The following is a 17,111-nucleotide window of genomic DNA, read 5'->3' on the forward strand; positions in this document are numbered from 1 at the left end:
TGTTTACTTATATGTAGAATTTCCTCATGTAATTATTACAAAACGTAATTAATATTCAATGTACACTTACGATACGTTTAAATATATAAGCAAATTACGATGTTTTCAATATAATTTGCGAATATTGAAACTTTTTCTCGGCATTTCAAGTCTAAGGCTATGGGTAGTGCTGAAAGAGCTGACTGGTTAGCACCCAGGGTTGGGTTCTATTAAATGGTTCCTTTGATATAAATACCCTTTTCTTTCAATTTATGATAGGATAAACATGTTAAATGACTAGCTTCTTAGAAGTTCTTATTTGGAAAGGCGGCATGTATATGAAGAGATTATTTTGCCTCATTCTGGTTATCGTTATGCTCATTCCGGCGAGTATGGTCTCGGCGGCAGGCACGGATGGTAAAGAGACTCAGAGCAAGGTCCAAGAGACTAAGGATAAAGCGGGTACAACCACTCAAGCCAAGTCGAAGAGTAAACCGATAGATCTTGTTTTTGTAGGTGATATTCTGTTAGACGGATACGTGGGGAACCAGATTGATAGATTCGGGAACCTATACCCGTTTAAGAAGGTGGCCCCCATCTTGAAAGAGGCGGATATGGCATTTGCCAACCTGGAGACGCCGGTCTCCATTCGCGGCAAGGCTGCGGATAAAACATTTGCCTTCCGTTCGAAGCCGGACACGCTCAAGGGCTTGGTATACGCGGGAATCGACGGCGTAACGCTGGCGAACAACCACATCCTGGACTATGGCCAGCAGGCCATGCTGGACACGATTACCCATCTGAAGCGCCAGAAGATCGGATATACCGGAGCGGGGCGAAATATTGACGAGGCCTTCCAGCCTTACGTGAAGAGCATTGACGGAAAGAAAATTGCGGTGCTGGGCGTCAGCCGGGTGCTGTCGGACAATTCCTGGATCGCGGGCAAGAACCATCCGGGCGCAGCTTCCGCTTACACGTTGGAGCCGATGCTGAGCCATATCAAGAAATCGGCAAAAACAAATGATTACACAATCGTGTACATCCACTGGAACGAGGAATTCGCTGACTATCCGGAAGAATATGCGCGCACGATGGCGAAGAAGTTGATCGACGCCGGTGCCGACATCATTATCGGATCGCACAGCCATACGTTGATGGGCATCGAATATTACAAGAACAAGCCGATTTATTATTCGCTCGGGAACTTCGTGTTCAACCGCTCGACTCGGGGCGGGGATAAAACCTTGCTGTCGATGATGGTGCATGTTGAGATTCAGGGCTCCAAGATCACGAGCCGGGTTACGCCGGTGAAGATTATTCAAGGCCAACCGAATCTGATGGACAAGAACTACAACAAAGAGATCATCGCGAAACTGAACAAACTCTCCTATAATGCAAAGATTGATGCCAACGGCAACGTCAGCAAAAAATAATAGGGAATGTTGAAAACAACGGCGGCTATATGCTGCGGTTGTTTTTTGTGTGCTGTTAAGTTCACCTTAAAAATAAGTCGGAACCTGGCAGAAAGGCGTTTGTTTTTATTCCCCGTATTCGACAAAAGCTCCGCTTACGTCATCCGACCGGAAATTCCTGCCGAAAAAATAAAATAAAATTTTACAAAATATATTGTAAATTGAAATAAAATTTCAATATGATGAAGAGAGAGAAGACGAGTTAATTTCGGTCGCCCGAGCGGTAATTACGGATCGGCAGCATACTTTTTTGCAGCCCTTCCAGCTAATGACTGAATGTAAAGCCGATAGCGGCAGAGTTAACTTCGTCTTAACACAGATTGGAGGTGGATTTAACAAGCCAGCGTTATACTCCCGAGTAGGTCTTTCGTTCATGAGCGGACTTACAACCGAGAGGAACCAGAGTCCAAGCAGAGAGAAGGAGGAATTCATGTACATGTTAAGGAGCAAAAAGAGAATATCATCGCTGCTCAGCGGAGTGATGTTTCTATCGCTGCTGTTTCCCGCAGGACAAGCTGCTGCCGCGGATCCAGCTGCCGCCGCGTCATCGATTATGGATATGCGGCAGATGGAGATCGGGCCGGGGGCTACATATACGTGGGCGAATATGCAAAAGGGCAGCGGCGAGCAGAAGGTCCACATGGTGGAGTTCAACCCATCGCAAGGGAATCTGGAGCTTCAGCCGGGTCTCACGGACGGCAAGGTATACGGCATGCAGGGAGTCAGCAAAATGGCGTCCGATGCCGACAAGGCAGGCAATCGCGTCATCGCCGCGGTAAACGGAGATTTCTATGATATGTCCACCGGCATTCCGCTCGGATTGTTTATGGGGGACGGGGAACTGTTGACGGATCCGCCCAGCGGCCGGAACGCCTTTGGCATTAAGCAGGACGGAACGAGCCTGTACGGCAGTCCGAAATTAACGAAAAACGTGACGATAGGCGGAACGGTCAGCAGCCTGTCCTCTATCAACCGTCTAAGAGGGACGGACGCACTTGTCCTTTATACCGAAAAATTCAATGCCACCACGATGACCAATAATCTTGGCGACGAGGTCATTCTGGATATTGTAAGCGGCAGGGCCGCCAGCGGGGAGACCTTGACGATGAAGGTGGCTTCCGTTCTTAAGGACCAGGGGAACTCGCCGATTGGCCAAGGTCAAGTGGTTCTGTCCGCTTCGGGCTCGCAGCGGAACAAGCTTGCCGGGTTGAAGGTAGGGGATGAAGTGACGGCGAGTTTTCAGCTGGATAACGAATGGCGGGACGTCACGATGGCGATTGGCGGTACCGTGATGCTGGTCAAGGATGGCGTCGTGCAGCAGCATACCGATCCGGCTGTACACCCGAGAACGGTGGTGGGCAGCAAAGCGGACGGCTCCGTTGTGCTGTTCGAGGTTGATGGCCGCCAGCCGGGGTTCAGTGAAGGGCTTACCTACATCGAGCTTGGCGAAATGCTGCAGGAGCTTGGCGTAGTGAACGCACTGAACCTGGACGGAGGCGGTTCGGCCACCTTCGTTGCCCGCCTGCCGGGAGAAACGGAGCGCAAAGTGCTCAACTCGCCGTCGGACGGCGGGGAACGCAAAACGGCCAACGGCATTTTACTGGTGAACAAGGCGCCAGAAGGAGCAGCGAATAAACTTGTCGTTGCACCGACGCTGGAAAGAGTGCTGACTGGTTCATCCGCTACCTTCAAAACGGCGGCCGTGGATCAGAATCTGCATCCGGCGAATATGACGGAGGCCGCGGTTTGGAGCGTTGACCCAGCCTATGGGACAATCGACGCCACCGGGACGTTTAAGGCAGGCAACCAACCTGGATTGACCGAGGTATCCGTACAATCCGGTAATCTGACGGGAAAAGCCGCATTGGAAGTTGTTGATGAGCTGACCGAGCTCAAGTTCTCGGACGCGGTGAAGACCTTCTCTTCCGGCTCGACAGAGACGCTCAAGGTCACGGCGCTTCGCAATGGTCAAGTGGTACAGGCCGACAATAGCCGTTTGGAGTGGCGTACCGAAGGCGATATCGGGACGATTGACGGCAACGGAACGTTTACCGCCACGGACAAGCAGGACGTCAGCGGTAAAATCTTCGTGAAGTACGGTCAAATCGAGACCTCAATCGAAGTGAACGTCGGGCTTCCGCCGGTCATGATCGAAGATTTCGAGAACGGCCTTAGCCGTTATAAACCGAGCGCCGGTGCGCTGTTCAAATACAGCAGGGTATCCATTGAAACCGATGACACCTATATTCGTTCCGGGAATGGCGCCTTGAAGTTGGAGTACGATTTTACCGGGACGACAGGCACCTCCGGTGCTTATCTGGAGACGACAGGCGCTGCGGACTATATCGAAATTCCGGGCTATCCGGAGAAAATCAGCATGTGGGTGTACGGGGATGGCAACACGCACTGGCTTCGTGCCCAACTGCGTGACAGCAAAGGCACAATCGGGCTCGATTTTACCGATCAGACAACCGGCGTCGACTTCAAGGGATGGAAGTATCTCGAGGCGTCCGTACCCAAAGGAAGAACCCTTCCGCTGAAGATGGACGCACCTGTACGATATATGGAAACAAATAACGCGAAAAAAGACGCTGGAGCCATCTACGTGGACGAAATTCGCGCATTGTACGGTCCGGCCAATGACGATATCGATCCACCGGTTCTGAAGAAATTCTCGCCGGCTGACGGTACGGAGATTACAGAGAACACGCCGACCATTACCGTGTATGCCGAGGATGCAGGCTATGATCCTGTCGCACACCCGGGAACGACGCTGATTGATCCGGACAAAATCCGATTCTATCTGGATGGAAGTCTGGTGCAGCATACCCTGTATCCGCCGGAAGGAAGAATCCATTACACGCCGAGTGTTCCGCTCGCCGATGGCGTTCATCAAGCAAAAGTCACCGTCCGAGATCTGTCGGGCAACCAAACGACCAAGGAATGGAACTTCATCGTAAATACCGGCTCAGCCAAGGTGGTGTACAATACGCCGGATACGATCTATGTTGGCGGCAGTTACACGCTGGATATCGGCGGTGTGAAGACATCCCAAATTCGCAGCGGCCATGTCGATTTCCAATTCGATCCCACCAAAGTGGAGAATCTGGAGCTCATACCAGGGGACAAGCTGAGTGCATCCCAGGTTAGCGCAAGCATCGACGGTACAACAGGAAAGGTAAGAGTGACTTGGAAGGACATCCATACCGCATCCCTGCAGGATACGGATTGGATCGGCCAAATCCGGTATGACGTGAAAAAGAACGCAGCCGGCAGCAGTATCATAGCGCTCACGTCCGGAGCGGTATCCTTCACCGATACGGGCAATACCGAATTTTCGTTCTATGGTCTTCCGATCGAATCGCAGATCGCAGCGCATTATGCGCTGAGCTGGAATAAGGATGGAATCGTAGAGGGATACGAAACGGTGTTCGAAGTGACCGATGCCCATGGTCAGCCTGTGGAAGGCGTCCAGATCATGGCTGACGCGGCAGCGATAGGCACAACGGATGCGGCGGGTATCCTGAAGACCGGGGCGCTGACATCCCAGGTCAAGACGTATACCGTGCAGGCCGTGAAGAACAATCAATATAGTCCGGCCTTGGAGTTTAAGGTTTCGCCGCTGGCTGGAAGTCCTACTCCGTTTAACATCAGCGTGGGCATGGGCGAAGATCCAACCACGTCGCGGATGCTGAACTGGCATACGGACCCGGCGACGGATGGGACTGTCGTGGAACTGACCAAGCGGTCCGAATTTACGGATTTCGATGCGCCGAACGTCCAGAAGTTCAATGGTGCCAGCGAGCTGTACCATACTTTGGATCTCGGCACGGTCCGCGTCCATAAAGCGACGGCGTCTGGCCTTGAGCCGGGCACAGAATATGTGTACCGTGTGGGTGATGGCCAAGGCCATTACAGTGCCCAAGGCTCGTTTAAAACGACAGAGCTTGCGGGAGACACAACGAAATTCCTGTATTTTGCGGATTCCCAGGCCTCCACCGCCAAAGAGTTTGAGCTGTGGGGGAATACGATCGATAAGGCCGCAGCAGAGCATCCGGACGCCGAATTCATGGTCCATGCCGGGGATATGGTGGACAAGGGCTTCCTGGAGGAGCAGTGGAACTATTGGTTCGATGAAGCCCAGAAGCATTTCCTGAATACAACGTTAGTGTCTGCCATCGGCAACCATGAAGTGATGGGGAATAAGGAGAACGGGGATTTCCTGGCTCACTTTAACCAGCCGGGCAATGGCTTGGACAGCCTGAAGGGAACCAACTTCTCTTTTGATTACAAGGATGTTCATTTCATTATGCTGAACAGCGAGTATCAGCTGGAGGATCAGAAGAAGTGGCTTCAGCAGGATCTGGCTAACAATACTAAGGAATGGACCATCGCGATGTTCCACCGCGGGCCTTACGGCAGCATCTACGATTCCGCCGAGGTACGCAGCCTGTGGGCGCCGGTACTAGAGGAATTCGGCGTGGATCTCGTGTTAAACGGACATGATCATATTTATATTCGTTCCTACCCGATGATGAACAACCAGATTGCCGCGGAAGGGAAGGGCACGACCTACGTCGTGGCGGGATCGTCAGGCCCTAAATTCTACTCCCACACGGAGCGGGGCTGGCATGAGGTGGTCGACGAAGAGAAGACTCAAATGTATGCCTCCGTGGAAGTGAAAGGAGACGAGCTTCATTTCGTAACCAAAACGGTTGGCGGACGCGTCGTGGACGAGTTTACGCTGACGAAATCGGAAACGAAGCCGGAGCCGCAGCGGATTGAAGTAACTCCAAACCAGCTGACGCTAGCTGTAGGCGAGAGCCAAAAGTTACTGGCTGATGTGAAGCCGAGCGGTGCGGAACGAACCGTTGTGTGGTCCGTCTACCATTCCGAACCGTCGAATGACGTCGTCAGCGTATCCGCAGACGGCATCGTGACAGCTCAAGGTCTGGGCAGCGCGGTGGTAAGAGCGACCAGCACGGTTGCACCGGACGTCTACACAGACGTGAAGATTACGGTGGACCGAATTCCGAACGGCAGCATCGAATCGATCCTCTTAAGCGGCAAATCCGAGCTGAAGGTCGGGGATGCCGACCAGACGGTAACAGAGGCGGTATATACCGACGGCAGCCGTATCCGTTTAATCGAAGGCATCACCTATGCGAGCAGTAAGCCGGACGTAGCTTCCATTGATGAACAGGGCTCGGTGCGAGCTTTGGCCGAAGGGGCGACCGTCATTTCGGCAACCTATGGAGGGTTCAAGTCGGAATATGATTTGAAGGTAATTACCCGGGGTGGGGGTAATCCCGATCCGGGGCCGGAGCCGCCGGTAGACCCGCCCGTGCAGCCGCCGGTAACACCACCGGTAACGCCTCCGGTAACGCCGCCCGTGACACCGCCGTCATCAGGCAGCATCACCTTATCCGCCAGCGAGCTTGCAGCTAAATTGTCGAACGGGCAAGTGACCTTGTCGGTGGATGGAAACTTTACGGATATCACGCTGCCAGGGAATGCAGCAGATATACTCAAGGATGGTTCGATCCACCTTGAAGCGAAGAATTTGTCCCTAACGATCCCGGCCGAAGTGCTTCGCGAGCTTGGCGCCCTTGCAGATGCCGGCCAGCTTGAGAAGAGCACGATAAAACTGAGTACCGCCACATTAACGGAGGCCGAGATGAAGCAGCGGATCGCGCAAGCTTCCCGCGTCTCCGGCGCTAAGCTGACAGCAGCCGGAGCCATGCTGGAGTTCGAGCTTAAACTGACGACAGCGGACGGCAAAGTCTACAGCTTAACCGAATTCGATCATCCGATTATGCTGGAACTGCCTTTATCTTCAGATGCTCATGGTAAAAGAATCTCCATGTACTATGTATCGGGCAGCGGAGAGCTGGAGTATATCGGCGGTGTAAACAAAGACGGCCGCATGGCCGCGGGAATCCGCCATTTCAGCGCTTATGGTTTGCTGGATTACGAGAAAACTTTTGCGGATGTTCCATCTTCGTTCTGGGCTGCGGAAGTTATCGGCGATTTGGCTGCGAAGCAGCTTATCGAAGGCGTCAGCGCGGACCGCTTCGCACCGGCCCAGCAAGTGACCCGGGCTGAATTTGCCGCGATGCTGGTTCGTCTGCTGGATCTTAAGGCAGAAGGACCTGCACCGTTTGCCGATGTAGCTTCAAGCAAATGGTACGCCAAGGCCGTGTCAGCAGCTGCCCAGTCCGGCATCGTGAACGGAACCGGCAAAGACAGCTTTACGCCCGACGCTCCGATCAAGCGCCAGGAAATGGCGGCAATGCTGGTGCGTGCTTATGCCCACGCGATGAAACTGCAGCAGGAGAGCATCAGCGCGGGAAGCGGATTTACTGATCTCGCCGAGTCCCCGGACTGGGTTCGGGAAGCGGTAGAAACCGCGCATGCCCTCGGTTTTGTTCAGGGCCATACGCCGAGCCGCTTTGAACCGGATGGCCTGACCACGCGTGCGGAAAGCGCGCAGGTCATTTATAATCTGCTGAATAAGCTGAAGTAAATTCTAGAAGGCAGAACACCGCTTCTCTTCTCCTGTAGACCATCACAGTGGAAGAGAGGCGGTTTYCTTTTTTAGACTAACCGCGGTCTATCTTCATAGCATATACGTCGAAAGACATTTTTCTTACAGGTTAAAGAATGGCGGAAGTTCCGATATAATGATTACATGGTCAATGAGTGAATGTAAATCGGAGTAATGGCTAATCTGGTAACCGGGAAGAGGGGAAGAGGATGACGGAATACGCGAACACGCCGAAGCCGCCGTATTATGCCTGCATTTTTGTGTCCAAGCGTACAGAGGGTGACCGGGGTTATGGGATGATGGCCGATAAAATGGCAGAGCTCGCAGCGCAGCAGCCCGGCTATTTGGGGGTGGAGTCTGCCCGGGATGAGGGTCTCGGGATCACGGTATCGTACTGGGATTCCCTGGAGGCCATTCGTTTATGGAAGGAAAATGCCGCACATCAGGTAGCACAGGAACGGGGCAAGAACGAGTGGTATGAAAGCTTTGGCTTGCGAATTTGCAAGGTGGAGAGGGATAGCTTCTACAAGCTTTAGGCAAGGCCAATCAAGGAAGAGGATGGGGAGGAATAATGATGATGCAGAATCCGGGCAAGATCAGATGGGGAATTATGGGGACAGGCTGGATTGCGGAGCAGTTTGCAGCCGATCTGGCGTATGTGGAGAACGCTCAGTTTGTGGCCGTAGGCTCACGTACGGCGAGCAGTGCAGGTGAGTTTGCGTCCAAATATGATATACCGCGGGCTTATGGCAGTTACGAGGAACTCGTGAAGGATCCCGATATTGACGTTGTGTACATAGCGACTCCGCATCCGCTGCACCGGGATCATGCCTTAATGTGTCTTCAGGCCGGCAAAGCCGTCCTGTGCGAGAAACCCTTTACGATTAACGGGGATGAACTGGAGGAATTAGTGGCGGCTGCACGGGAGCAGAAGCTGTTCCTGATGGAGGCCATGTGGACGCGTTTCCTTACGCCGATCCGGYAGGTGCGCGAATGGCTGAACGATGGACTTATCGGCGACGTTCGGCTCGTGAAGGCCGATTTTGGTTTTCGGAGCGGCTGGAATCCGCAGGGCCGTTTGCTGAATTTGGAGCTTGGCGGCGGCGCGCTGCTGGATGCGGGTATTTATCCGGTATCGTTTGCATCCATGATTTTCGGAACCGAGCCGGAGAAGATATGGAGTACCGCGCATATCGGCGAAACGGGCGTCGATGAGCAGTTCTCGGTTATTCTATCTTATGAATCCGGGAAGACTGCTTCGTTAAACGGGGCGATCCGGCTAGGATTGACGAATGAAGCTTATATTTATGGCACAAACGGGTATATTCACATTCCGTCCTTCCTGAATGCAACATCCGCTTCGCTTCATGTTGATGGCGAGGAACCGGTGGTTGTTACGGATGATCGTCAGGAAAAAGGGTATAGCTTCGAGGCTTACGAAGTGGGGCAATGTCTGCTGGAAGGGCGGCTGGAGAGCGACGTGATGCCGCTTGATGAGTCGCTTGCGATTATGAGGCTGCTGGATCAGATCCGGGGGCAGTGGGGCCTGAAGTATCCTTCGGAAGGTTAAGCCGTCTTGGCGTATAAGGGAGCAGTGCGAGAGAACTTCTCGCCCTGCTTTTTTGTTGTTGTCATAGTTCAGGTGACGTGAGCTATATCATGATATGTTTTCAATGTCATTATTTACATAAGCTTTACATTGGGATGACAAGCCATTAATCTCCCCTTGTTATGCTGGAGCTGTTTGACAGTCTCGCTTCACACACATCCAGCATCATAAAGGAGAGAATACATGATTACTCATCAGTACAAAAGGCTAGTATCCATGCTGTTATCCGCAGCGTTAGTGTTTGGATTATTTGCAGGGGTCGGATCCTTATCCACTGTTGAAGCAGCAACGCAGGATCAGCCTGATATCTTACTTCAGCGCAATGCGGAGTGGAAGTATTTTGATCAGGGCCAAGATTTAACAACCGTATGGCGTTCCACCTACGATGATTCCTCATGGGAATCCGGATTCGCTCCTTTTGGTTATAAAGATAACGGAAGCGGCATAGCAACCACGGAGTTTGGTCCGCTGGGCACCATAGTAGACTATGGTACGGATAAAAAGCTCAAGCACCGAACGACGTATTTCCGAACGAATCTTCAAGTCAATAAGGACCAAATTGACGGTTACGGCCAGATTCTCGGCACGTTCGGCATTGATGACGGCGCCGTGCTCTACGTCAATGGTCATGAAGTAAGACGCATGGGCATGCCGGAAGGCGAAATCACGTACGACATGAAGGCGACCTCGAGCAAGGACCTACCCGTTATATATGGGGACGTGGACCTGACCGAGCCGTTGAAAACATATTTGCAGGACGGCAATAACGAAATTGCGGTCGAGATCCATCAGCAGAGCGACAGCAGCTCGGATCTATATTTCGATATGGAGCTTACCGCGTTAGCGCAGGCACCGGCACTTGATATTTCCAAGGTTACGGTAACCTTCCATGGAGACGCGACCAGCGCGAAAGGCTTTACCTGGTATACGCCGCTGGGTTCTTCCCAAAGCGATGTCCAGGTTGTGGAGAATCGCGGGGCCGCGCCAGACTTCAGTCAGGCGCTAGCATTTAGCGGCCGTACTTCCGTCTCCTCGAATTCTCCGGGAGAGCATGTACATAAAGCGGAAGCGACAGGTTTAATGGCGGATACCTCCTATTATTTCAGAGTTGGGGACCAGAGCCTGAATGTGTGGAGCGAGGTTGGTACCTTTCAGACGGCACCTATTAGCGGCGCCTTCACGTTTATTGATCTGACGGATACGCAAGCCAAGGAAGAGGACGAGGCGATGCTGTCGGCAGCTACCTTGTCCAAAGCACTTGCCACTATTCCAGATGCTAAATTCGTTGTCCATAACGGAGATGTAGTGGAGAACGGCACATCGGAGCAGGAATGGAACTGGCTGCTGGGCCATTCACAATCCAGCCTTTTGAATACAACAATTGCCCCGTCCGCAGGGAATCACGAGAATAAGAACTACGCCTTCTACGAGCATTTTAATGTGAAGCAGCCAGGCAACGCTGCTACGATTACTGGCGCATACTACTCTTATGACTACAGCAATGCGCATTTCATCGTACTTAACTCCAATGAGAATTCGTCCGAGTACGCAAATTTCTCTGCAGAGCAAGTCGCGTGGATGAAGCAGGATGTGGAGCAAGCGAAAGCTGCCGGCGCAGACTGGATTATCGTCAATATCCATAAAGGGCCGTATACAACTTCGAATCACGCAACCGACAGCGACATCATTGGCGCGAACGGAGTAAGAAATAAAATTGCTCCACTGATGAACGAGCTGGGAATTGATATGGTGCTGCAGGGCCATGATCACATCTATGCGCGGACAAAGCCGATCAAGAGCGACGGAACCGCCGAGGATTTCACGAAAAATTACCGAGACGCTTAATGGGCAGAACATCGAATATGCAGTTAAGCCGGATGGAACCATCTACATGATTCCGGCCACCGCAGGAGCCAAGGTTTATTTCAAGAACCAGAAGCCGGAGCTGGGTGATTCATATTTCAATTTGTTTGAGCGCGCGGAAGAGAACCACGCCCGCCAGTACGGTAATACAACCAGCCTTGCCAGAGGCCAGGTTCAGAACTTTGTCGGGTTTACAATCGACGGTGGCAAGCTGACAGCTGTGACGTATGAAATCGATCAGAATCAGCACAACGCGCAGCCGTTTATCGTGGATCAGTTTGGAATCATGAAAGAGACGAAGCCGGATCCTGTTCAGGAAAAAGTGAGCAAAGTGACGGTTACGTTCCACGGTGATACCAAAACATCCAAGGGTTTCACCTGGTATACATCCCAGCAGGTGACAGGCAGTGACCTTCAGATCGTGGAGAAGTCTGCTGTCGCTCCTGACTTTACGAATGGGATCACGTTCCAAGGACGTTCGGCTGCCTCTACTAATTCAGCAGCAGAACTCGTGCATAAAGCCGAAGCAACGAAACTCAAGCCCAATACGTCCTACGATTTCCGCGTAGGGGATGCAGCGCTTGGGGTTTGGAGTGAGACGGGAACCTTCCGGACTGCACCGGAGAGCGGAGCGTTCACGTTCATTGATTTGGCTGATACGCAGGCGAAGGCAGAAGATGAAGCAGTGCTTTCATCCGAGACATTTGCCAAGGCGCTGGCTACCGTGCCGGAAGCGCAATTCGTCGTCCATAACGGCGATATTGTAGACAAGGGCATCAAGGAAGAACAGTGGAATTGGCTATTAGGTCATTCGCAGGAAAGCTTGCTCCGTACGACGCTGGTGCCATCTGCAGGTAACCACGAGGATGAAAACTACGCTTTCATCGAGCATTTCAATGTACAGCAGCCGGATAATTCGGCAACCGAGACCGGAGCGTACTACTCATACGATTACAGCAACGCGCATTTCGTTGTATTGAATTCCAATGAGGACTCGGACGTATACGATAATTTCTCTGTCGAGCAGGTGGAATGGCTCAAACAAGATGTGCAGAAGGCTAAAAAAGCCGGAGCGGAGTGGGTGATCGTCAATATTCATAAAGGTCCGTACACCACGTCGAATCATGCCACGGACTCTGATATTATGGGTGCTAATGGCGTCCGCTCCAAGATTGCTCCGATAATGGCAGAGCTCGGCATTGATTTTGTATTGCAGGGTCATGATCATATTTATGCCCGTACCAAACCGATCAAGGCTGACGGCAAAGCGGCAGAGCCGGAGAAGATTACGGAGATGCTAAACGGTGAGAAGCTGGAATACTCGGTGAATCCTGACGGTACAATCTATTTGATTCCGGCAACTGCAGGACCGAAAGTTTATTATAAGAATCCGAACGAGAAGCTTGGAGATGCATACTACGGACTGTTTGAACGCGCGGAAGAAAATCATGCGGCCAAATACGGACCGGATCCGAGCGATAACCGGCGTCCGAAACGCAGCCAGGTCCAAAATTTCGTTGGTATTACGATCGATGGCGGTAAGCTGACCGCGGTCAGCTATGAAATTGATCAGAACCTCAATGGTGCACAGCCATTTATCATTGATCAATTCGGTATCGTAAAGAAGGATGTTCAAACGCCAAATCCAGATCCAGGAACTCCAGGTCCAGGAACACCGAATCCGGGTCCTGGCACATCCAATCCAGGATCAGGAAGCAACTCTGGTTCAGGCAATAATCCTGGTTCCGGCTCAGGATCAGGCTCGGAGAACGGTTCAGGTGCCGGGAATGGAACGAACCCGGGTAACGGATCGGAAACAGGTTCTCAGCCTGGAAGCAACCCCGGTACGGATTCGGGTAATGGGAATCTACCGGCGCTGAAGGATACTGCAGGGCACTGGGCCAAATCAGCCATCGATAAGGCCGTGGCAGCAGGCTTTGTCAACGGGTATGGGGACGGAACCTTCAGGCCAAATCAACAGGTTACGCGGGCTGAATTCATGGCTATGCTGGGCCGCGCGCTGCATCTGACCGAAGGCGGGACTAAGCTTATGTTCACGGACGCAGGCAAGATTCCTTCGTGGGCCAAGGATGCTGTAGCGCAAGGCGTGGCAGCAGGCATTATCAGCGGTTACAAGGATGGCTCCTTCGGTCCGCATAAGCCGCTGAACCGGGCCGAGCTGGTAGCGATGATCGTTCGTGCCAGCGGAATGAATCCCGACTCGGAAGCGGAATTGACCTTTAAAGATACGAAGGAAATTCCGAAGTGGGCTGCGCCGTATATTGCGACTGCGGTTGATGCAGGACTTGTGGGCGGTGTGGGTAACAATCACTTCGCACCACAGCAATTCGCAACACGAGCGGAAGCCGTGACGCTGATTATCGGACTTCTTGAATACGTGAACTGAATGAATTATGAAGCCGATACGGGGGATTGCCCCGTGTTGGCTTCTTTTTTGTGATTGCTACGTCATGGACAGCTTAATTCCTGCCTGATTTATAAAATTAAATTTTATTAAAACTATTGAAATTTGAAATAAAATTTCAATATGATAGAGATAGAGATGAACATGTATGTACAGACCATCATGATCATCTACTACAGCAGATCGACAGGAGGTGAGCTGCAGCCAATTTCGCTTGGAATTGGACTTCAGTTTGGATAGCAAGCACTCATACTAAAGGGAGTGAATTCGTGAATGATAATCAAAAGGCGTGTCTATCGAAGTAAGTCGATCCTATCCGTGACGCTGGCATTAGCCGTGATGTTCAGCTCGGCTGTTTCTGCTTGGGGTTATTCCGTTGATGATTACGCAGGCACCGGAGAACCAAGGGCGGTCGTTATGGAAGATTTTGAATCGGTAACAAATTTGTCCGCATCCTCTGCAAGGGGGAAGGCCCAGCTGGATATAGTGGGGAGGCCGGAGCCAATCTATTACGGGCATCACGCTGCAGCTCTAACTTATGATTTTGTGGGCAGCGAATCCGGCACCTCGGCAGCTTATCTCAACTTCAAAGACCCGGACGGTTCTACCGGCAGAAGCGTCCCCGGTTCACCGACTGCCCTCGGTTTATGGATTTACGGCGATGGCGGGAATCATTGGCTCCGGGCCCAGCTTCAGGATTCCTCCGGCGGCAAGCATGCCGTGGATTTAACGTCTACCTCCGGTTTTAGCTGGAAGGGCTGGAAATACGTCAAATTTAACGTTCCCTCTACCATCAAGGCTCCTCTCAAAGTGAATCAAATCTATATCACCGAATTAAAAGATACGAATAAAAACAAAGGCACCGTATACTTCGACAGGCTGTCCGCATTCTATACGGGTTCCCAGGTGTACGGGCTCGACATTGGCGGGCTGACGCCCATGGGCGTTGGAGAAACGGTGAAACCCCAAGTATATGCAACCTATGAAGGACAAACGGAACCTGCATTATTAACAACCGGCGTGAAACTCACCAGCAGTGACGACAACATCGCTACGGTGACAGGCGCTACATACGACACCATTGAAGCATTGGCGCCGGGAACGGTAACCATAACGGCTGAATACGGAGATGCGCCAAAATCTCAGTATGAGCTTCATATTACGCAGGATGTGCCAGCCCCTGGAGAATTGCTGTTATCCGGGCCGCTGCATATGGAGACCAGTCTTACCGGAAAAATGAGAACCAGCGTGGTTTACTCCGTCTACGGAAACCAGACGGATCCTGTATGGCTGACTGAAGGAATTAGTTATGCAAGCGATCAACCGGGCGTTGTATCGGTAGATCAAGCTGGTCAATTGACCGCAGTTTCTGCGGGAACGGCAGGCATTACAGCAATGTACCGCGGAGTAACCGCACAGCATGCCATTACGGTGACGGACCCGGTTCCGGTTCTGCAGAGCATCGAACTTCAAGGTCTTACAGCGGTTACGGTTGGAGACTCCTTCGAGACGGCGGTGTCCGCAACCTACTCCTGGATGGAGGAGCCGGTGATCATAACGGAAGGTGTTACGTTTACCAGCAGTAATCCGAGTGTAGCCGCTGTCGACGATAAAGGAGTGGTATCCGGCTTGAAAATAGGTTCCGCTAGAGTAACAGCCACATTCCAAGGAAAGACCAGCTCACTCTACATTACGGTGAATAAAGCCGCCGAGCATCCGAAAACCGAGATGAGAGCCGCCTGGATTGCAACCGTCGACAATATTGACTGGCCCGCCAAAGGAGTCACCGATCCGGATCTGCAGAAACAGCAGTTTATCAGCCTGCTTGATCAGCTGGAGGATGCGGGGATGAACGCGGTCATTATGCAGATCAAGCCGACGGCGGATGCATTCTACCCGTCCAACTACGGGCCATGGTCAGAATGGCTGACGGGAGTTCAGGGCAAGGATCCAGGGTACGATCCGCTGGCATTCCTGCTGGAGGAAGTCCACAAGCGGAACATGGAGTTTCATGCCTGGTTTAATCCATACCGCATCAGTCTTCAAGGAGATGTCAACAAACTTGTGGCAGACCACCCGGCCAGGCAGCATCCGGAGTGGGTCGAAGTTTATGGCGGCAAGCTGTATTTCAACCCGGGGATACCGGAGGCACAGCAGTTTATCATCGACGGGATTATGGAGGTCGTTCGGAATTACGACATCGACGCCGTGCATTTTGACGATTACTTCTACCCGTATCCCGTAACCGGCGTGGATTTCCCGGATACGGACACCTTTAACCAGTACAAAGGCTCTTTCACGAATAAGGGCGACTGGAGAAGAAATAACGTCAATCAATTCATTCAGAAGGTGAACGAAGCTATTAAGGCCGAGAAGAGCTACGTGAAATTCGGCATCAGCCCGTTTGGTATCTGGAAAAATAAATCCAGCGATCCGACCGGCTCTGAAACCAATGGTCTCGAGAGTTACAATGCCATCTATGCCGACTCGAAGAAATGGGTTGAAGAAGAGTGGATCGACTATATCACGCCTCAGATTTATTGGAATATCGGTTATTCCGCTGCCGCTTACGATAAGCTGATCGATTGGTGGAGCGCGATTGTGTCCGGCAGGAATGTTCATCTATACAGCGGACAAGCCGTATACAAAATCGGGTCGAATGCCGATTGGTCCAATCCCGAAGAGATGCCGAACCAGATCCATTACAACCGCAACTTTGAGGAAGTCCGGGGCAGCATGTACTTCAGTTCCAAATGGTTTAAGGATAATGCGCTCGGATTTACCGACAGACTTAAGAACGATCTGTATCGATATCCGGCATTGATCCCGGCGATGCCTTGGATCGATTCTGAAGCGCCGACAGCGCCCAAGAAGCCCAAGGCTGATCACGAGCAGGATGGTGTGAAGCTAAGCTGGAAGTCGACAGATGACGAGACGTATTATGCGGTCTATCGTTTTGATGGCAGAGGCGCCGGCAGTGTTCAAGATCCGTCGCATTTGTTAGGAACTCTCCGAAAAACCGCCGATAAGACGCAATTCTTTGTTGATCATACCGCAGCGGGGGGACAAACTTACACGTATGTTGTGACGGCTGTCGATCGTCTGCATAACGAGAGTGCCGCAAGCAAACCGGTCACGGTGAAAGTGAAACATCATGGTAAGCCTGGAAAGCCTCCGGTGAACCCACCGGGGAAACCGAACAAACCGTGAGTTTGC

The 17,111-nt window shown here is 52.0% G+C and carries 7 protein-coding genes; all 7 read left to right on the forward strand.

Annotated features, from left to right (window positions below; translation table 11 throughout):
* Positions 1-317: 317 nt before the first annotated feature.
* Positions 318-1,412: a CapA family protein gene (locus ACPV3A_RS34955; RefSeq protein WP_194541310.1), complete on the forward strand. Its 1,095-nt coding sequence runs from the start codon at positions 318-320 to the stop codon at positions 1,410-1,412.
* 475 nt (positions 1,413-1,887) lie between these two features.
* Entirely contained in the window at positions 1,888-7,977 is a 6,090-nt protein-coding gene (locus ACPV3A_RS34960) for a phosphodiester glycosidase family protein (protein ID WP_426204423.1), read from the forward strand.
* Positions 7,978-8,207: 230 nt separating this feature from the next.
* Complete coding sequence (locus ACPV3A_RS34965) at positions 8,208-8,534, forward strand: antibiotic biosynthesis monooxygenase family protein (RefSeq protein WP_156088569.1); 327 nt, start codon at positions 8,208-8,210, stop codon at positions 8,532-8,534.
* 38 nt (positions 8,535-8,572) lie between these two features.
* Positions 8,573-9,568 carry a Gfo/Idh/MocA family protein gene (locus ACPV3A_RS34970; protein WP_426204425.1) on the forward strand — a complete coding sequence of 332 codons (996 nt, stop codon included), beginning with the start codon at positions 8,573-8,575 and terminating at the stop codon, positions 9,566-9,568.
* Between the two features lie 222 nt (positions 9,569-9,790).
* Entirely contained in the window at positions 9,791-11,452 is a 1,662-nt protein-coding gene (locus ACPV3A_RS34975; RefSeq protein WP_426204427.1) for a metallophosphoesterase, read from the forward strand.
* Complete coding sequence (locus ACPV3A_RS34980; protein ID WP_426204429.1) at positions 11,370-13,877, forward strand: S-layer homology domain-containing protein; 2,508 nt, start codon at positions 11,370-11,372, stop codon at positions 13,875-13,877. The genes ACPV3A_RS34975 and ACPV3A_RS34980 overlap by 83 nt, the downstream gene beginning before the upstream one ends.
* Before the next feature lie 291 nt (positions 13,878-14,168).
* Positions 14,169-17,105, forward strand: coding sequence for a family 10 glycosylhydrolase (locus ACPV3A_RS34985; protein ID WP_426204431.1), 2,937 nt, complete (start codon positions 14,169-14,171; stop codon positions 17,103-17,105).
* The last annotated feature ends 6 nt before the right edge of the window (positions 17,106-17,111 follow it).

It is taken from the genome of Paenibacillus sp. Dod16 (assembly GCF_049893405.1).
Taxonomy (GTDB): Bacteria; Bacillota; Bacilli; order Paenibacillales; family Paenibacillaceae; genus Paenibacillus_AQ.

Bases quoted from the DNA above. Each gene is read 5' to 3' on its own strand.
- ACPV3A_RS34960 (WP_426204423.1), top strand. From the start codon at position 1,888: ATGTTAAGGAGCAAAAAGAGAATATCATCGCTGCTCAGCGGAGTGATG.
- ACPV3A_RS34975 (WP_426204427.1), top strand. From the start codon at position 9,791: ATGATTACTCATCAGTACAAAAGGCTAGTATCCATGCTGTTATCCGCA.
- ACPV3A_RS34980 (WP_426204429.1), top strand. From the start codon at position 11,370: ATGATCACATCTATGCGCGGACAAAGCCGATCAAGAGCGACGGAACCG.
- ACPV3A_RS34985 (WP_426204431.1), top strand. From the start codon at position 14,169: ATGATAATCAAAAGGCGTGTCTATCGAAGTAAGTCGATCCTATCCGTG.
- ACPV3A_RS34955 (WP_194541310.1), top strand. From the start codon at position 318: ATGAAGAGATTATTTTGCCTCATTCTGGTTATCGTTATGCTCATTCCG.
- ACPV3A_RS34965 (WP_156088569.1), top strand. From the start codon at position 8,208: ATGACGGAATACGCGAACACGCCGAAGCCGCCGTATTATGCCTGCATT.